The 17355-nt window shown below is 56.8% G+C and carries 15 protein-coding genes; 8 read left to right on the forward strand and 7 right to left on the reverse strand.

Going from position 1 to position 17355, the window contains the following annotated elements:
- The first annotated feature begins 101 nt into the window (after positions 1-101).
- The 3 genes from VO84_RS22815 (at position 102) to VO84_RS10675 (ending at position 1523) form a co-directional block, all read left to right on the forward strand.
- Complete coding sequence (locus VO84_RS22815; protein ID WP_058187603.1) at positions 102-323, forward strand: hypothetical protein; 222 nt, start codon at positions 102-104, stop codon at positions 321-323.
- A gap of 83 nt (positions 324-406) precedes the next feature.
- Positions 407-631: an energy transducer TonB gene (locus VO84_RS10670; RefSeq protein WP_058187604.1), complete on the forward strand. Its 225-nt coding sequence runs from the start codon at positions 407-409 to the stop codon at positions 629-631.
- A 184-nt stretch (positions 632-815) separates the two neighbouring features.
- Positions 816-1523 carry a hypothetical protein gene (locus tag VO84_RS10675; RefSeq protein WP_197413980.1) on the forward strand — a complete coding sequence of 236 codons (708 nt, stop codon included), beginning with the start codon at positions 816-818 and terminating at the stop codon, positions 1521-1523.
- An 82-nt stretch (positions 1524-1605) separates the two neighbouring features.
- On the opposite strand, the gene VO84_RS10680 is transcribed toward VO84_RS10675, so the two are convergent.
- Positions 1606-3312 carry a peptide-N4-asparagine amidase gene (locus VO84_RS10680; RefSeq protein WP_058187605.1) on the reverse strand — a complete coding sequence of 569 codons (1707 nt, stop codon included), beginning with the start codon at positions 3310-3312 and terminating at the stop codon, positions 1606-1608.
- Positions 3313-3602: 290 nt separating this feature from the next.
- Between VO84_RS10680 and VO84_RS10685 the strand changes: the two genes are divergently transcribed.
- On the forward strand, positions 3603-5072 hold the full coding sequence (locus VO84_RS10685) for a GH1 family beta-glucosidase (RefSeq protein ID WP_082661894.1): 1470 nt from the start codon (positions 3603-3605) through the stop codon (positions 5070-5072).
- A gap of 75 nt (positions 5073-5147) precedes the next feature.
- Here the strand turns inward: VO84_RS10685 and argG are convergent, their stop codons facing one another.
- Positions 5148-6485, reverse strand: a complete 1338-nt coding sequence (gene argG / locus VO84_RS10690) for an argininosuccinate synthase (protein WP_058187606.1) — start codon at positions 6483-6485, stop codon at positions 5148-5150.
- 624 nt (positions 6486-7109) lie between these two features.
- Between argG and VO84_RS10695 the strand changes: the two genes are divergently transcribed.
- The 3 genes from VO84_RS10695 (at position 7110) to VO84_RS10705 (ending at position 10546) form a co-directional block, all read left to right on the forward strand.
- Positions 7110-7886 (forward strand): hypothetical protein, encoded by a 777-nt coding sequence (locus VO84_RS10695; protein ID WP_157439824.1) that lies wholly within the window; start codon positions 7110-7112, stop codon positions 7884-7886.
- 1110 nt (positions 7887-8996) lie between these two features.
- On the forward strand, positions 8997-9965 hold the full coding sequence (locus tag VO84_RS10700) for an alpha/beta fold hydrolase (RefSeq protein ID WP_058187608.1): 969 nt from the start codon (positions 8997-8999) through the stop codon (positions 9963-9965).
- A 116-nt stretch (positions 9966-10081) separates the two neighbouring features.
- Complete coding sequence (locus VO84_RS10705; RefSeq protein WP_082661895.1) at positions 10082-10546, forward strand: nuclear transport factor 2 family protein; 465 nt, start codon at positions 10082-10084, stop codon at positions 10544-10546.
- A gap of 43 nt (positions 10547-10589) precedes the next feature.
- Here the strand turns inward: VO84_RS10705 and VO84_RS10710 are convergent, their stop codons facing one another.
- Positions 10590-11567 carry a sensor domain-containing diguanylate cyclase gene (locus VO84_RS10710; protein WP_231737883.1) on the reverse strand — a complete coding sequence of 326 codons (978 nt, stop codon included), beginning with the start codon at positions 11565-11567 and terminating at the stop codon, positions 10590-10592.
- A gap of 54 nt (positions 11568-11621) precedes the next feature.
- Here VO84_RS10710 and VO84_RS10715 point away from each other — a divergent pair, with 54 nt between their 5' ends.
- Positions 11622-12419 (forward strand): ThuA domain-containing protein, encoded by a 798-nt coding sequence (locus tag VO84_RS10715; RefSeq protein ID WP_058187609.1) that lies wholly within the window; start codon positions 11622-11624, stop codon positions 12417-12419.
- Between the two features lie 117 nt (positions 12420-12536).
- Here VO84_RS10715 and VO84_RS10720 read toward each other — a convergent pair whose 3' ends face one another.
- The 4 genes from VO84_RS10720 to trpD form a co-directional block, all read right to left on the reverse strand.
- Positions 12537-13316 (reverse strand): tetratricopeptide repeat protein, encoded by a 780-nt coding sequence (locus VO84_RS10720; RefSeq protein WP_058187610.1) that lies wholly within the window; start codon positions 13314-13316, stop codon positions 12537-12539.
- Positions 13317-13565: 249 nt separating this feature from the next.
- Complete coding sequence (locus VO84_RS10725) at positions 13566-15569, reverse strand: LVIVD repeat-containing protein (protein WP_197413981.1); 2004 nt, start codon at positions 15567-15569, stop codon at positions 13566-13568.
- A complete protein-coding gene (locus VO84_RS10730; RefSeq protein ID WP_058187611.1) occupies positions 15566-16282 on the reverse strand; it encodes a DUF305 domain-containing protein in 717 nt (238 codons plus the stop codon). The genes VO84_RS10725 and VO84_RS10730 overlap by 4 nt, the downstream gene beginning before the upstream one ends.
- Before the next feature lie 66 nt (positions 16283-16348).
- A partial coding sequence (trpD, locus tag VO84_RS10735; RefSeq protein WP_082662060.1) for an anthranilate phosphoribosyltransferase occupies positions 16349-17355 on the reverse strand: 1007 nt, incomplete at its 5' end.

Below are 17355 nucleotides of genomic sequence, written 5' to 3' on the forward strand. Positions count from 1 at the left end.
GATTCAAAAACTAGCCGCAGTCCGGTGATCCGGGCTGCGGTTTTTGTTTTGCATTGTTTTTACGAGACAAGCTGCCAGGCCAAGAGTATTCTGAATCGCAAATGAACAACAATTCAATGCGCCAGATCCTGTCTTTATTTCTTGGGCTTGTTTCCCTCTCGCTGTGGGCTCAGCAGTCTACCCCCTCCAGTGCCACAGATTCCTCGCCGCAGACTGCCACAATTCAGGACGCATCCAATATGCCGTTGAAAACAGCCGATGGTATGGCGGTCTGCCCTGCTGACTTCAAGACCAAATCTCTTCCGGATGGGTATATCGAGTAGGTGGTGGCGTTTTAGCGCCTACACCGACACGCGTTACGGATCCAACATTCACCGATGAGGGCCGCAAATTCGGACGCAAATTCATGAAGGAGAATCACGTTAAGGAATTCGTGGCCGAAAGCCTTGTGGGTTTGACTGTGGATACGAATGGGCTACCGCACGATATTTGTGTGATCAAGGAAGCGGGTCATGGATTGGATCGAAAAGCCGTCGAAGCAGTTGCAACATATCGCTTCAGACCAGCTACTCGTGATGACAAGCCAGTTTCCGTGCAATTGAAGGTCGCGATAAACTTCAGACTCTATTGAGCCTTTGATTATGCAAAAAGCCTGAAACAATACGCCCTGCTCTTTCCGCATCGACGTTTTAGTTGGCCTATCCATCATCCGGATACTCGCAGAAAACGTTTATATCAACTTAACTTGCCAGAAGCGCCGTTCTCATGTACGTTGATACCAATCTATTTCTGAGGCCGGAACGGAGAGGAAGATCATGAGAGAAAAAAGTGGCTTGGCAAAAGCGACAAAGTGGATCGCCACAGTAGTTTTAGCAGGAGTGGCATGGCGTAGCGGCGGAACACAGGATGCAAAGGCGGTCTATCCGAAGATGGCTCCTGTTGAGCAATATCTGATGGAGGACCGGAGTGCTGAGATTGCGCTGGCGAAGAGTGCCGCACCAGACGTTATCGCACGCGATGCAACGGTATTGGTGCTCGGGCACCATGGTTACGAAACTGCCGTAGAGGGCAAGAACGGTTTCGTGTGTTTGGTAGAGCGGGGATGGACTGCGGAAAGCGGTGATCCGAACTTCTGGAATCCCAAGCTGCGCGGGCCCATTTGCTACAACGCTCCTGCAGCCCACACCTATCTCAATCGCAACCTGAAAAGAACAGACCTGGTGTTGGCTGGCAGCAACAAAGAGCAGATGTTTCAGGCAATCTACGGGGCCATTGCCAACAAAGAGCTACCGCCAGTGGAGTCAGGCAGCATGTCCTATATGCTTTCGAAGCTGAGCTACCTTGGCGATGGGAATGGACACTGGCATCCTCACCTGATGTTCTTTTTCAACTACATCGATCCGAATGCATGGGGAGCTAATCAGAAGGGATCGCCCATCTTTGCCTTCGATGAAAAAGCAGAGCATGTGACGGTGTTTCTGGTTCCGGTGATGCAATGGTCGGATGGGACGGCGGATCACTGAGGCGCAAGCGCCGTTCGCAAAGCAGAAACCCCGCGTCGATAACTTCGGCGCGGGGTTTGTTTTTTGTGACCTTCGCGGGAATTTACTCGTGCTTGCAGCCCTTCGATACGCCCGTCAGCGCCTTGTTGGTTGCGGTGAGCGTCTCGCTGTAGCAGCCGCCACGCGAGTCTTCATACTGATAGGTCTGCGAGGTGGCATTGTTTGATGTCGCGCCGGTTGAGAAGTTGACATCGTCCTGCGCCTTGGTCTCTTCCAGTGTGCTGCTTGCAAAGTCAGGGATGCCGAAGAAACGGTCTACCTTGGTCAACGTAAACTTCTGGTCCACGCTCGTGTTCTGGAGTTCATTGCCGCTCGCATCGATCCAGAAGTGATAGTTGAGGTTGAGCGGATAAGCAAAGTGCTCTTCACTGGTTCTTGTAAACAGCCCGATCCGCGTCGTTACATAAGAGTCCACCGTGGTGTTCTGCTGCACGTTCTGCAGATCCTGCGCTTCAGTGACCGGGTTCACGTCGAATTCCTGCGTGTTGATGAAATTGACATTCTGCTGAACGGTGGTTTCCACGCGCCCATGCGAGGTATTCACATAGCCCTTGATGGCAAAGGAGCGCTTTGAGCCCACGCTGATTGTGCCGGTGTACTCGCCGGTCTTCGAGTTGAACGCGATGTTTTCGTCCACTGTGGGATCCGGCGCGGCGGAGAGCGTATTCTCCATTACGCCGCCCGTCACCTTGCGGCCGTTGTGATCCTCATAAACCAGCAGGTTGGCCGTAGCCAGAAAATAGCTGTTGGCGTTGAAGACGCTGATTGCCACGGTGTGCGCATTGCCATCTGAGAGCAGCCCGGCGAAAGGTGTCAGGTTTACGCGATATGGCTTGAAGTCCAGGGTCTGATTGCCGGGGATTGGCTCCCAGAGAGCCGTATCGATGCCGCCGGTAAAGATCCATGGATACACCGGCGCCACTCCGGCAGGCTTGCCATCAATCGCAATCTCCGTTTCGCGGAAGGGGGTATTGCCGCAGCTTAGCAGGTTGTTTGCCTGATCGTTGGGAACACAAAAGTAGAAGAACTCGTCGCCGCTCTGGTTCTGCGCAATCACGTCCAGATAGACGCTCTCCACATTTTCAGGCAGGTTGAGGGTTTGCGAAATCGTATCGGTGGTCGTATTCAGCGTGCCGGCGTCACCGCCTGATCCATTCACAGGCACCACGACGTCAGGCACAGCAGGCGCGGGATCACGCCATGAGGCGGGATAGAACTCCAGCGCTGCGTTGGCGTAGATAATGCCGTTGTACGTCACGCCATCAGAAACGCCAACAAAATTGCCGATGTTCGCTTCGCCTGTCTGGTCGGACTTGAAGATCGCCGAGAGGTCAGTCACGTCACGCTCCACATGCCAGGAGGGGCTAAGCGCGGCGCGCGGCTCAGCTGTAGTGCCGTAGTAGATGCTGGCATGGCCCAGGTAGAAGGAAGCCGTGCGGTCAAACTGGCGGCCTTCAGAGACGGTGAAGTCTGCCGTGAAAACCACCTTGGCCCACGGGCCGCGGCAGTCGGATGGTGGTGCATAGTTGAAGGTTGCCGGAGTGAAGTTATCAAAAGCGAGATCCGTGAAGAGCGGCACGATGCAAGGTTTCGTGGAAGGGCGTGATACAAGCGGCGCCGCCGTGACCGGATTCGACGAGCCGATTTGGGGCGTGCTGGGAGCAATAACAACCTGCGCGCGCGCGAAGCTGGCGGGAAGGGCGGTCAGCACGACCGCGGAAGCGAGGAAAAGAGATGCGTTCTTAAGCATATTTTGGGGTTTCCTCAAGAAGGGTTTTATGCTGCGCGAACAAAACTAACACGCTGAAAGTGATCTAATCGAGCAAAAAATTGATTACTTTGCAAAGTATTTATGACATTTCTGCTTGATCTATTCAGATCCCTAAGCACGCCATTGTCCATCGGTCGGGATTTGAAGATAAGAATTCTTTACAATTGGCTCTCTCGATCGCCTGCTAGAATTCGTCCTTGGCTGCGGTGCATCTGCTCTGCTAAAACGTTTCCGCAGCCTCTATTCGCACATTTCAGGAGCCCTCTCAAATGAAAGCCATCTCTCGCCGCCTGTTTGGCAAAACCGCAGCTGCCACCGCTGCAGCCGCCGCAACCGGCGTTACCCTGCCCGGCCTTGCAGCGTCTGGACTTGCCTTTGGCCAGTCGTACGAGCGCAAGCCCGTCAGCCTCAAATTTCCGGAGGGCTTTAAATGGGGCTGCTCCACGGCCAGCTATCAGATTGAAGGCGCGGTGAAGGAAGACGGCCGCGGCGAGACGAACTGGGACATCTTTGCGCACACGCCGGGCAAGACGCATAACGGAGACACGGGTGACGTGGCGGATGACTCCTACCATCGCTACAAGGAAGACGCGCTGCTGCTGAAAAATCTGGGCGTGCAGACTTACCGCATGTCGATTGCCTGGTCGCGCATCTTTCCTGAAGGCAAAGGCACGCCGAATCCCAAGGGCCTGGACTACTACCATCGCGTGGTGGACGATCTGCTGGCCAAGGGCATTACGCCGTATGTGACGCTCTTCCATTGGGATCTGCCGGCGGCGCTGCCGGGTGGATGGCAGAACCGCGACACGTCAAAGGCCTTTGGAGACTATGCGGGGTATATGGCGAAGCACCTTGGCGACAAGGTGAAGAATTGGATGACGACGAATGAGCTGACATGTTTTACGGATCTTGGCTATCGCATAGGACAGTTTGCGCCGGGGTTGAAGCTGCCGAATGGCGAGGCAAACCAGGTGTGTCATCACGGCATTCTGGCGCATGGGTTGGGCGTGCAGGCAATCCGCGCAAATGCGCCGTCAGGAACGCTGGTGGGCCTGGCAGAAAACGCCACGGTATGTGTGCCGGTGATTGAGACCGAAGAGCACATCAAGGCCGCGCAGAAGGCGACTCGCCTTCTGAACGCGCAGTTCCTTACCGCCATTATGGAAGGCAAGTACATTGAGGAGTATCTGAAGTACCACGGTGCAGACGCGCCGAAGTGGGAGCCGGATGACTTCAAGGCGATTGGATCAAAGCTCGACTTCGTAGGCCACAACGTGTACACGCCGACGTATGTGCGCGCAGCAGATGGGCCGCTGGGCTTTGCGGTTGTACAGAACCCAAGCTCGTATCCGCATATGGCTTCGCCCTGGCTCAACATTGGTCCGGAGAGTATTTACTGGGCGGTACGCAACGTGTGCGAGCTGTGGCATCCGCCGGCGATGTACATTACCGAGAATGGCTGCTCAAGCGACGATGTGCTGACGCCGGAGGGCCAAGTCGGGGATGTTGACCGTGTGATGTACCTGCGCAATTACGTTACGCAACTGCACCGCGCGGCGGCTGAGGGCTATCCGATCAAGGGCTACTTCTTGTGGAGTTTGCTCGATAACTTTGAGTGGGCCGATGGATACTCAAAGCGCTTCGGCATTCACTACGTGGACTACAAGACGCTGAAGCGGTATCCGAAGCTGAGCGCGGAGTGGTACAAGACGGTGATTGCTCGCAATGCAGTTGTGTAACTGCATTGCAGTGGTTCGTGAATAGAAACGGCGCAGGCATCTTGAGATGTCTGCGCCGTTTGATTTGGTGCTGGATTACTTCTTCTTGTCGCTGCCGAGCTGGGGCATGTTCGCGCCGGTTGAGAGCGTGAGCAGGCCGGCTTCGGCGTAGGTGAGCAGCTTTTCGCGCGTGTCGGTGATGTCGAGGTTGCGCATGGTGAGCTGGCCGATGCGGTCGCGAGGGGAGAAGACGGAATCCGTTTTCTCCATCGAGAGGCGTTCGGGCTTGAAGGTCAGATTTCGCGAGTCAGTATTCAGGATGGAGTAGTCGTTGCCGCGGCGCAGCTCGACGGTGACTTCGCCGGTGATGGGGCGGGCTACCCAGCGCTGCGCGCTTTCGCGGAGCATGATGGCTTGCGGATCGAACCAGCGGCCCTGGTAGAGCAGGCGGCCCAGTTTGCGGCCATTTTCGCGGTACTGCTCGATGGTGTCTTCATTGTGGATGCCGGTGATGAGGCGCTCGTAGGCGATGTAGAGCAGTGCGAGGCCGGGTGCTTCATAGATGCCGCGAGACTTGGCTTCAATGATGCGGTTCTCGATCTGGTCGCTCATGCCCAGGCCGTGGCGGCCACCGATGCGGTTGGCTTCGAGGAGGAGCCCGACGGGATCGGCGATCTCCTTGCCGTTGAGTGCGACCGGCTGGCCTTCGATGAAGCGGATGGAGACTTCTTCGGGCTTCACGTCTATGTCGCCGCGCCAGCTTGCAACGCCCATGATGGGCTGCACGATGCGGATGGAGCTGGAGAGATGTTCGAGGTCCTTCGCTTCATGGGTTGCACCCAAGATGTTTGAGTCGGTCGAGTACGCCTTCTCGGAGGACATCTTGTACTCGAAGCCGGACTTCTGCATGAAGGCGGACATTTCGGCGCGGCCGCCAAGCTCGTCGATGAATGCCGCGTCTAACCACGGTTTATAAACGCGGAGGTTCGGGTTGACTAACAGGCCGTAGCGGTAGAAGCGCTCGATGTCGTTGCCCTTGAAAGTAGAGCCGTCGCCCCAGATGTCTACGGCGTCTTCTTTCATCGCCGTGACGAGCATGGTGCCGGTGACGGCGCGACCGAGGGGCGTGGTGTTGAAGTACGTTACGCCGGCGGTGGAGATGTGAAATGCGCCGGCTTGCAGGGCCGCGATGCCTTCCTGCACGAGCTGCAGGCGACAGTCGATGAGGCGCGCTTTTTCCGCGCCGTATTCGATGGCCTTACGCGGGATGGCCTCGTAGTCGGTCTCGTCGGGCTGGCCGAGGTTGGCCGTGTAGGCGTAGGGAATGGCGCCCTTCTGCTTCATCCAGTGCAGCGCGGCGGAGGTATCAAGGCCGCCGGAGAAGGCGATGCCGACTTTTTTGCCGACAGGGAGATTTTCAAGGATATTCGACACAGCAAAACCTCAGACTTTTAAGGGCTTCGTTCCTAAGAACGCGACTCCTTATTGTAAGGTTTGCGATGTATTGAGCATGAAATGGTGGTGAAAAGCGCCGGTGCGGGGCGGGCTTACAGAATTACAGATTTACAGAAATACAGAATCTGTATCGGGAAAAAATTTTGCGCTTTCCTGTTTTCTTGCGAAATAAGATGCTTATTTGCATATGGTTGACGCCAATTCCCTGCTCGAAAAAGGGTGCGAAAATGCGGCCAAAATGCGGCGAATATGCGCATTTGTTGCACCATTTTGTGATGTTTGAGGGCACCAATTTCGTTCGTCCCCTTTGTGCCTCTGCTGCTATGCGGCTGCGGAAAATACGAAGGCCCGATCCTTGTGGACCGGGCCTTTTTGACTTCAGAAGGAGTATGGCATAAAGGCAGGTAATTCTACGCAAAGTATTTTGGGTAGAGTGCGGATTTTTTGCCGGGAGAACTGGGATGCGGAGAACGGGCGGGGTCACTGGTGGTACCGACAACTTTCGAGAATCCGACTTCTCGTTACCAATCCAGTTGAACGAAGCCATGTGGACCAAAAAGCCAGATACGGACAATGTTCTTACCTAGGTCGTACTATTCCCAAATGAACATTGCAACCATCGTTGGAGGCTTTCTTGCAGCGGTTTTGCTTGTCTCCCAAGCTGGGCTTGCCGAGTCCTTCGATAAGCCGCTTCACAAGACAGTGCTAGACCTAGGACGCTCAACGTACCTGATGAGCAACGACAACAGGCATGTGACCGTGACCTGCTGGTACTACAACCATTTTATGGTTAAGGAGCAAAACGATCCCGGCGTAAAAGGCGCAGAATCGATCGCGCTCGGATCAGTGCAGCCCGGGCACCTTCCCAAATGCTTGCAGGCCCTACAGCCTGGTGAAAAGGAGTTCACCGTGTGGAGCGAAGAGGGCAAGAAATTTGTGCCGTGGAATGGATATTTTGGGGGAGTGAAGCACGATCTGATTTTCCTCGAAGGGCCTGATGGGGATGGGAATAGCGGTATTCCATTCGCCGCATTTGAGGCCGATGCGAAAACGAAGTACTTCGAGGAGTCTGTCGCGCTCGAAGCTCGTGGAGAGAGGGATTTTAACTTCCTCCCTACGTCCGCCAATCAGATCGTCCTTCGCTACCTTAGAGTGGCGAGTGCTGGATGTTCCATCCCAAAATTTGGCGAGAGTTGCTGGAGCAAGCTGCAGCAACAAACGGGTCTGGCTCACTCACCAGTGCCAAAATGTACCGATTACGAGGGTAAACAAGCCGGAGTTGCTGCCTCCGTAATTGCCTATCCGGTCGAGGCCACACTGTACCCTAAGCCTTCCATCCGTCCACTCGGCGGACCGATCAGATGCTATCCCCAACAGTGACCTCATCTTTGGGCAGATCAGTCCTGAAAAACGCCGTTATGTTTAGAAATGGGTGCTGCTTGGACCCGGTTCGCCCAAGATGACAAGCAGAGTGGTGGGTTGGCGGGAGTGGTATCCCATCCATGCGCGAAAAACTGCGCATGGATGGGGCACCCTGTGTGGTGGCGGAATTGCTTTGCTGAGGATATTTCCGGGCCTAAAGGCCAGATTTTTGAGCCGGCTTATTATGGGGCCTGAAGGCCCCGACTCCCTCCGAAAAAGCAAAGCAGGTCCTTCGACTCACCACCCCCGAGCTGAAGAAAACGTTTGGGGCCCCTTTCGCTCAGGATGACACGCCGCGTGGGAGAGATCAGAGAAAAGGCAACCGCAGATCCCTCACTTCGCCTGAAGAAAACGGCTCCGTTCGGGATGACATGCTTTGTGGGGGAGTGGCGAGTTGGTCTGTCGGTTAGTTAGCTAAAAGACAAAGCAGGTCCTTCCCTTTCCACCCCAGCAAGCAAAGATCGCTTGCTGGGGACTCCGGCCCTCCGCCTGAAAAGCGGCTACGTCAGGATGACGGATTTTTGTCGGAGAACTAACGAAAGATAAAAGCAGATCCTTCGGCTCACTACCCCCCAAACTCTGCCCCAAAGAGCAAAAGTCGCTCTTTGGGGACCCCTGAAGAAAACGTTTGGGGGCCCGTTCGCTCGGGATGACACACGGGGTGGGAGAGATCAGAGAAAAAGCAACCACAGATCCCTCACTTCGCCTGAAGAAAACGGCTCCGTTCGGGATGACATGCTTTTGTGGGGGAGTTGGCCTGCCGGTTAGTTAGCTAAAAGCAGGTCCTTCGACTCACCACCCCCGAGCTGAAAAACGCTCGGGGCCCCATTCCCACCCCACGGGCGAAGACCTGTCCGTGGGGACCCCGGTTCGCTCAGGATGACACGGTAGTGAGAGAGTGGGTCGCGTTCGGGATGACATGCTTTTGTGGGGAGGGCGAGTGCTATCCCACCCATGCGCGAAAAGCTGCGCATGGATGGGGCAGCCTGTGGGTCGCGTCCGCCATCTACTCAACATTCATCTATGCTTAGTGCCATATAGAGAGGCGCTGAAGAGGTATTTCTACATATGAAGAAGATTGGTTTTGTTCTGTTGGCAGTTGTGATGTGCTGGAGCGGCTCGCTTGCGTGGGGCTTTGAACAGTCGGCTCCCGTTGTGCAGCTTGTGCCAGTTGATAAGGACGTGAAGCTGGAGGTTATTGATTGGGGCGGCACGGGGCGTGCTCTGATTCTTTTGCAGGGACTGGGTGGTGTGGCCCACGATTACGATTCTTTCGCGCAGAAGTTTACGGCGCGGTATCACGTATATGGGATTACGCGTCGGGGCTTTGGTAATTCGAGCAAGCCTGCTCCATCGCCTGACCACTACTCGGCCGAACGGCTGGGACAGGATGTTCTGAATGTCATTGCGGCGTTGAAACTGGATCGCCCTGTGTTGGCCGGACAGTCCATTGCGGGAGAAGAGCTCAGTTGGATCGGTACATACCATCCGGACAAGGTGGCGGGGCTGGTCTACCTGGAAGCGGTGGATGCTTACTCGTTCTATGATCCGCAGGAAACTGACATGGTGATGGATATGGTTGAGGTCCGGCGTGAGATTGATGCATTTCAGGCAAGTGAGCCGCTGTCACCGGCCGTGCTCGAAAAAATCCGCGACAGCGCCGCCGCGCTTTCCAAGAGTGCCGGGAGGATGGCTTACAACGTCTCCGCGTCAGGTGGGCAGGGTGATGGCGCTCTTCCAGTGATTGGGCTTGCGATCAAGTTTGGTGAGCAGAAATTTACAACCATCCATGCGCCATTTCTGGCAGTTATGGCTTGTCCGCATGATTACAGCGACCTGGCGCGTCGAGATGCCAAGGCTGCTGCCGATCTGAAGACGAGAGACCATGCAAGATGTATGGAACAGATAAGCTTTCTCAAAGCGCACAATCCGTCGGGGCAGGTTGTGGTGATTCCGAATGCCGATCATCAGATTGTCCGCACGAATGAAGCTGACGTTGTTCGCGCGACGCAGGCTTTTCTATCGACGCTTAAATAGTCGGACTTTCTCACCCGGCAATGGCGGCTGGGCGCGAATCCAACGGCATTCTTTCCGGCTGTTTTATTTTCGAGACGGGTGTTTACCGGGACTGATCTCAAGATAGAATTGCGGGCATGAATAAGCACGCAAAGCAGTTGGTTTTCTTTTTAGGCACCCTTCTGGCAACGAGCTCTACAACCTGCGCCTTTGCGCAGTCGGCGGAGGAGCAAGCGGTGCTGGCGCCGATCCACGCCATGTTTGATGGCATGTCAAAACGAGATGCCGCGGCGATTAAGGCTCCGACTTTGCCTGGCGGCACGATGGTGCTGATGCGCGACGGCAAGCCCACGCAGATGACCTTTGAAGCCTTTGCGGAGCGCGTGGGCAAACCTGGCAAGACACAGATTGAGGAACGCATTCACGATCCACTGATCCGGATCGATAACGATCTCGCCGTGGTGTGGGCGCCATTCGACTTTCTGGCGGATGGGAAGGTGGATCACTGCGGAACGGACCTATTCAATATGGTCCGTGTAGACGGAAAGTGGATGATTGCGAGCGTTGCCGATACCGGTACGAAGACCTGCTCCGCGAAATGAAGGTTTTGCGCTGCCGGTAGGGCGGCATACATCGGTTCGCTACTTAGGCTTCCGTCGGCTTGCTGGGCGCGGCCATCATCATGACTTTGCGAACGCAGTTTCGGCCTTCAGACTTGGCCATGTAGAGGGCCTTGTCAGCGGAGAGGACGAGCGACTCAGGCATTCGGATGGCTCCTCCCGCGCGTGCCAGAGCGGTGGCGACGCCGAGGCTTATGGTGACCTTGCTGCCTCCTTCGGGATTGCCGGCGTGTGGGATGTTCAGGCTCTCGACGGCTTTTCGCACGGCCTCAGCGACGATGATGGCCTGGGAGGGATCGGTAGAGGACAGGATGATGGCAATCTCTTCGCCGCCATAGCGCGCGACGACATCGGCGGCTCGAACGGCGGACTTGACGGCAGCGCCGACCACGCGCAAACAGTCGTCACCGGCGAGGTGGCCGTACTCGTCGTTGAATTTTTTAAAGTGGTCGATGTCGAGTAGCACGAGCGAGACCTGAGAGCACTCACTCGCAACCTGGGTCCACTGGCGTTCGAGTTCCGCATCGAAGGCGCGGCGATTTGCGAGGCCGGTGAGACCGTCGGTCATAGCCATGGCGAGAAGCTGGTCCTCGAGCTTCTTGCGCTCGGTGAGGTCGCGTGCGACGAGGATCATTTCTTTCGGCTGGCCTGTTTCGGGATCTTCGATCGTGCGCGCGCTGACTTCCATCCATACCAGCGAGCCGTTTTTGTGAAAGAAGCGCACGGCCACGTTGGAGGGCTCGGCGCCGGGCTTGCTGAGCGCTTCAATGTGCTTGCGGACAATGACGATATCTTCGGCGAAGACCGCGGACGAGGGGTGCAGGCCAACGAACTCTTCCGGTGCTTTGCCGAGCAAACGAAGGGAAGACGGCGAGACATAGGTGAATTTGGGTGTGAAGTCACAGCGGAAGATCATGTCCGCGCTGTTCTCGGTGAGGAACTTGAAGGATTGCTCGTCGTAGTCTGTCATCGGGTCTTTCGGATGCGAGGCACCTGGCACCATAGTACAAAGAAATTTGGGGATACATCTTCCTGGATCGTTCTATAATCGCGCTCGATGAAGATGCGCTTGCTGATGAAATTCCGAAATTGCTTTTTGAATGCGCTCCTTGTTCTGACTGTGTGCGCAGGGCTGGTGCCGGTTGCGGCTCAGAAGCCGCTGCGGGTGCTGGTGTATACGCGCAACTATACGCCGGATGGCAAAGGGTATGTTCACGACAATATTGCTTCGAGCGTTGAGGCTATACGGAAGATGGGCGCGGAAAAGGGTTTCGCCGTGGATGCTTCGGATGATCCTGCTGTGTTTACCGATGCGAATTTGAAGCAGTATTCGGTACTGGTGTTTTCGAACAGCAATAATGAGGCCTTTACCGGCGATGTGCAGCGGGAGGCTTTCAAGCATTTCATTGAGGCGGGCGGAGGGTTTGTGGGCATACACTCGGCTGCTGGTTCTGAGCGGGACTGGCCTTACTTTCAGTCTGTGCTGGGAGGGAAGTTTGCGGTGCATCCGGTGATGCAGACGTTTACTGTTGAGGTGGCTGATGCTTCATTTGCTGCGGTGAAGGGTTTGCCGCAGAAGTTTGCGTGGACCGATGAGTGCTATTTCATCGACCATCTGAATCCTGATATCCATCCGGTGCTGGTGACGGATCGAACGAAGCTGAGCTCGCTGGACAAGATGAAGATTGATCCGAGCGGGTTTCCGAATCCGCTGCCGCTGGCGTGGTGGCATGAGTTTGATGGTGGGCGCGAGTTTTATATCGCGCTGGGGCATAACAAAGAGGATTATGCGAAGCCGCTGCTGTATGGGGTGATTGAGGGTGGGATTCTTTGGGTTATGAAGCGGGGGAATTGAATAGGAAATAAGGGAAATTGCGAAGGGCCCGATCCTCTTCGACCGGGCTTTTTGACTTCAGGCAGAGCATGGCATAAAGGAGGTAATTCTATGCAAGTTTTCTACATGCCAACCGTCTCATCGCTTAGCTGAGCTTTTCTCCATCTGATTCAAAAGACGAAGTGCCGCGGGATGATCATTGTCAATATTCGCGCGTTGAAGCAACTTCTGTGCCATTCGAAGTGATGAGCGAACGCCCTTGCCTTCCAGGTAGGCTATCCCAAGATAGAAGAACGCATCGTCGCGCTCAGCTTCTGAAAGGTTCTTTCCCTTAGTCGCCATTCTCCAATACTGGATAGCTGCGGAGTGATCGGCTCTGATGCCACGTCCCCAATAGCAATGAATACCGAGCTGAATTCGCGCACCATCATCTCCTAAAGCAGCAGATTTCCTGAACCAATGCACTGCTTGGCGCAAATCTCCGTTTTCTCGATATACGATAGCGGTATTTTGGATGGCGGTTTCGTATTCCGCGCGGGCCGCTTTTTTAAGCCACATGAGAGCTTCCCGGCGGTCTTCTTTACTCGCTTTTGCAGAACTAAGAATTACGCCGAGATTGGTCTGCGCAGACGTATTGCCATGCGCTGCCGATCGTCGATACCATTCGAGCGCTTTACGGCCAGATGGGCGTACAAGAATCTTTCCTGAGCGGGTTTTGCATCCATCATCGTACAGCGCCGCGACTTCGTATTCAGCCTCAGCATCTCCTTGCTTGGCAAGGGCAAGAAGGGCTCTCCACTCGATTAGAGTCTTCTTGTACGGATACTTCGGAAATTCCCATTTAAGCCGAGGTAATTTCCACGGGCAGGCGGGATTAAGTATCGATTCTGCGATCTGCATACGCGTCTCTGCTTTCATGATTTGGGAAGTGTAGCAGAGGCTCCGTTTGCCTTGTTGCGGTTGTGGGGTCGCAAGCCGTCAGTTACCTATGTTGAGTCGGCGGTTGTAATCGATTGTATTCAGCAGAAAAACAACCGCAGATCCCTCACTTCGCCTGAAGAAAACGGCTCCGTTCGGGATGACACTTTCTCATTTTGTGCGAGAGTTGAGGAATGAAACGGCCCGCGTGGAGTGATCCATGCGGGCCTTGTTTTATTGCGGGTTTGTTTACGCCGTCGGGGCTTTCAGGATGGCTGAGAGGGCGGCTACGCGCTTGGAGTCTGCGGGGTCGGAGACTGAAGCCGAGCTTGAGTCCAGACGGTCGGCGAGGGTCTTGAGCTTGGCTGCGGACTTCTTGTTGAGTTTGGACTTCTCTGCCTGCTGAATGCTGTCGCTGATGGCGGTGAGGTCGGTTTCGGGCAATGCCTTAGAGCGGGTGAGTTGATCGACGTAGGCTTTGGCCACGACGAGCTTGTTTGGCCACATGATCTTCTGCTGGTTCTGGACGTTGAGCTCGGCTACCTTGACGGCTTTGGCGGCGTCGATTTCATTCTGGCTCAGGAACTTGGTGGGCGTGAGCTCAAAGATGTCGAGGCCGCGCGAAATCTCCGAGCCGTAGATGTTGCCGTTGTACCAGTAGGCCGACCAGTCGCCGCCGAGGACGAGCATCTTGGGATCGATGGGGCCGCGGTCGAAGTAGGCGATCTCGAAGGGTTTTGCCGGATCGGTGAAGTCCATGATGGAGATGCCGCCCTGGTACCAGGCCTGCACTTCGATGTCGCGGCCGGGGATCGGAATTAAAGATCCGTTGTGGGCCACGCAGTTTTCCGTGTCGCCCTGCGCGGCAGGGAGCTTGTAGTAGGACTGCAGGCTGAGCTTGTTGTCCTTGAGGTTGAAGATGGCGTCCGCGCCCCACTTGCTGGGGTCGTTGGGACGGCAACGAGCGCCGAGACCACCGCCCCACTCGTCGGTGAAGACGACCTTGGAGCCGTCGTTGGAGAACGACGCGGAGTGCCAGTAGGAGTAGTTGGGATCGTTGACGGCATCGACGCGCTTGGGGTTCACGGGGTCCTTGATGTCGAGCAGGATGCCGTTACCGGAGCATGCGCCGGCGGCGAGGCCGATGGCGGAATAGACGGTGATGTCGTGGCACTGATTGGTGTCTTCTGACTTGGCCTTGGCATCGCCGTGCTCTGCGCCGCCGTTGTTGAGGCCGTTGAGAGCGCCGGTGCGCGGGTCGATGAAGACGCGCGGGCTGGAAACGACTTTGGCCTGATCAGGATGCGCGAGCGGAACCTTGATAACTTCAATGCGGAAGAGCGCGGTATTGGGGTCTTTGTCCGGTGCGTCGCCGGAGCAGCCGGCGAGTTCTTCGGCGGGACGGACGAAGGAGGTTCCCGAAACGTAGACGTAGACATTGTCCTTGTCATTGGGATCAAGGACAAGGGTGTGCGTGTGGGAGCCGCGGCAGGTCTGCACGGCAGCTACCTGCTTGGGATTCTTGATGTCAGAAATATCAAAGATGCGGACGCCGCGGAAGCGAGCGGGATCGGCCGGAGGCGTGCGGCTGGGAGGTGTGCCCGGCTTGGGCGCTGGCGGAGGCGCAAAGCCTTCTGCGCTGCAATCGAGGCGGCCATTCGGCATTTCAACCGACATGAAGAGCAGCTTGCCGTAGACGGAGACATCGCCCTGGCCGCCGGGGCAGATGAGCGAGGTGAGTAGCGAGGTCTTGGCGGGGTTGGAGATGTCATAGATATTGATGCCGTAGAAATTGCCCTGGAAGAGATGGTTTCCCTGGAAAGCAAAATCCGAGTTGGCGAAGGCAAGCTGCGCGATGACCATCTGCATGGCTGGCGGCATCTTCATTCCGGGAGGCATGCCAAGCTGCGTGAGAGTCTTCTGCACGCGGGGATCGTCCGGCGTGGAGGCGTTGATCTGGAATGCGTCTGGCTTCTTGAGGAGAGCCAGATGCTTGATGCCCATGGCGGCCTCACCGGCGTCATAGAGGCCGGGCTTGAGGGTGTAGCGCGGGTCGCTGGTGTCAGAGCCGGTCATGCCGGCGGGCAGCGGCGGCGCGGGGGTGGGAGCGAATGGGTTTTCCGGTGCGGCGGCGGGAGCTTTGGTGGCGGGTGCCGGGGCTGGCGCCGCAGCCTGCGCCGCGAGTGAGTGCGCAGATACGGCGAGAACCGTTAGCGCCGCAGAGTAGAGAGCGGCCTTGCGAATGGTGTTCACTGTGTGTCCTCCGAAGTTGTCTTTAGCGAAGATTTTTCAGACGAAATTTTTACCGACGAATTTTTATCCAGCATTTTTTGCATGATGTTGATTTCTGCCCGCTGCGTGTTGTCCGCATCGGTGGCAAAGTTGAACAGATCGGCGTCCTGGCCTGCGCCCGCCGTGTTGAAGAGATCGTGGACCATGATGAGCGCGCCGTTGTGGTGCTGGATCATGCCGGTGAGAAAGAGGCTGTCGAACTGCGGGCCGCGGGCGGCGCGAAGTGCTTGCATCTGCGCGGGCGAGAGCATTCCGGGCATGGGCTTCATGGGGTTGCCATCCATATCCATCTCAGGCATTCCGGGCATGGACATGTCAGTGGGTTGGCCGCGTGCGACAAGCCAGCGCTGCATGAAGCGGATTTCGTCAGACTGCGAGCTGGAGATTTTTGCACCGAGCGAGGTGAGTGCGGGATTCGAGGTGTGCGAGGCGATGAGTGCGGTCATCTCGACTGCCTGCGAGTGATGCATAATCATGCCTTGCATGAACTCAACGTCTGCCTGCGAGGCTGGGGGTACCGAGGGACGCGTGTCGGCAGGGAGGGTCTTTGATGGCTGGCCGGGTGCGCCGGGTTCGACGATGACGGGCGGCCCAGATTGCGCACGTAATCCCGTAGCGGCTGCTAGAGCAAAGACAGCCAGGGCGAACGCGGGTTTACAGGGTATTTCAGGCATTCTAACGCGCATTTAACACTATCATGGGCGGTCTGCACGGGACTGTAACTCTTTATACGATCAAGGTTACTGAGACGTTCCGTGCTTTTCGCCGAAGCTGCGGAGTTTGGCCAGCGTGGCTGCGGCCTGGCCGGATTCAATGGCCTCTGCGCCGAGGGCTACGCCTTCCTTGAGGTCGCCGGCGAGGCCAGCGGCCACGAGCGCGGCAGCGGCGTTGAGCAGGACGATGTCGCGGCGCGCGCCGGGAAGACCGGTGATGACGTCGTAGAGCAGAGAGGCGTTGGTGTCCACGTCGCCGCCGGTGAAGTCTTCCAGCTTGGCGAGGGGAAGGCCGGCCATCTCAGGCGTGATGCGGGCGGCTTTCATCGCTGGCGGCTTGCCGGGTTCTTCTTCGAAGACACGAGCGACGATGGATTCGCCGGTCGTAGTCAGCTCGTCGATGCCATCGGAGCCGTGGACGACGAAGGCGTGGCGTGCGCCGAGTTCGACCAGGGCGCGGCCCATTAGCAACACGCGGCTGGGTGCGAGAACTCCAATGACCTGATTGCGCGCGCCTGCGGGATTGGTGATGGGGCCGGCGAGATTGAAGATCGTGCGGAAGCCCAGCGCACGGCGAAGCTCGCGCACGGCCTGCATGGCCGGGTGGTAGTGCGGCGCAAAGAGAAAGACGAATCCGGTTTCGCGCAGGCACTCAGCGGCAAGATCCGGGCCGAGCGTGATGGGGACGCCGAGGGCTTCCAGCACATCTGCCGAGCCGCAGCGGGAGGTGACGGCGCGGTTGCCGTGCTTGGCCACTTTGGCTCCGGCTGCTGCTGCGACGAGCGCCGCGCCCGAAGAGATATTGAAAGTAAGCGGACCGCCGCCGCCGGTGCCGCAGGTGTCCACCAGCTCTTCGCGTTCGGCATCGGTGAGCGGGACGGGAACGGAGTTGGCGCGCATGACTTCGACGAAGCCGGCCAGCTCCGGGGCCAGTTCGCCGCGCGTGGCGAGAACGGCAAGGAATGCGGCGGTTTCGACATCTGGAACCGTGCCGGAGAGGATTTCCCTCAGAACTTCAGCGGACTGCTCGCGTG

This window comes from Occallatibacter gabretensis (genome assembly GCF_001449115.1).
GTDB classification, from domain to species: Bacteria; Acidobacteriota; Terriglobia; order Terriglobales; family Acidobacteriaceae; genus Telmatobacter; species Telmatobacter gabretensis.

What these genes read in the sequence shown, in the direction of transcription:
- VO84_RS10730 (WP_058187611.1), bottom strand. Translation starts at nt 16,282, where the DNA reads ATGCCTGAAATACCCTGTAAACCCGCGTTCGCCCTGGCTGTCTTTGCT.
- VO84_RS10685 (WP_082661894.1), top strand. Translation starts at nt 3,603, where the DNA reads ATGAAAGCCATCTCTCGCCGCCTGTTTGGCAAAACCGCAGCTGCCACC.
- VO84_RS10700 (WP_058187608.1), top strand. Translation starts at nt 8,997, where the DNA reads ATGAAGAAGATTGGTTTTGTTCTGTTGGCAGTTGTGATGTGCTGGAGC.
- VO84_RS10720 (WP_058187610.1), bottom strand. Translation starts at nt 13,316, where the DNA reads ATGAAAGCAGAGACGCGTATGCAGATCGCAGAATCGATACTTAATCCC.
- VO84_RS10675 (WP_197413980.1), top strand. Translation starts at nt 816, where the DNA reads ATGAGAGAAAAAAGTGGCTTGGCAAAAGCGACAAAGTGGATCGCCACA.
- VO84_RS10680 (WP_058187605.1), bottom strand. Translation starts at nt 3,312, where the DNA reads ATGCTTAAGAACGCATCTCTTTTCCTCGCTTCCGCGGTCGTGCTGACC.
- VO84_RS10695 (WP_157439824.1), top strand. Translation starts at nt 7,110, where the DNA reads ATGAACATTGCAACCATCGTTGGAGGCTTTCTTGCAGCGGTTTTGCTT.
- VO84_RS22815 (WP_058187603.1), top strand. Translation starts at nt 102, where the DNA reads ATGAACAACAATTCAATGCGCCAGATCCTGTCTTTATTTCTTGGGCTT.
- VO84_RS10715 (WP_058187609.1), top strand. Translation starts at nt 11,622, where the DNA reads ATGAAGATGCGCTTGCTGATGAAATTCCGAAATTGCTTTTTGAATGCG.
- VO84_RS10710 (WP_231737883.1), bottom strand. Translation starts at nt 11,567, where the DNA reads ATGGTGCCAGGTGCCTCGCATCCGAAAGACCCGATGACAGACTACGAC.
- VO84_RS10705 (WP_082661895.1), top strand. Translation starts at nt 10,082, where the DNA reads ATGAATAAGCACGCAAAGCAGTTGGTTTTCTTTTTAGGCACCCTTCTG.
- VO84_RS10670 (WP_058187604.1), top strand. Translation starts at nt 407, where the DNA reads ATGAAGGAGAATCACGTTAAGGAATTCGTGGCCGAAAGCCTTGTGGGT.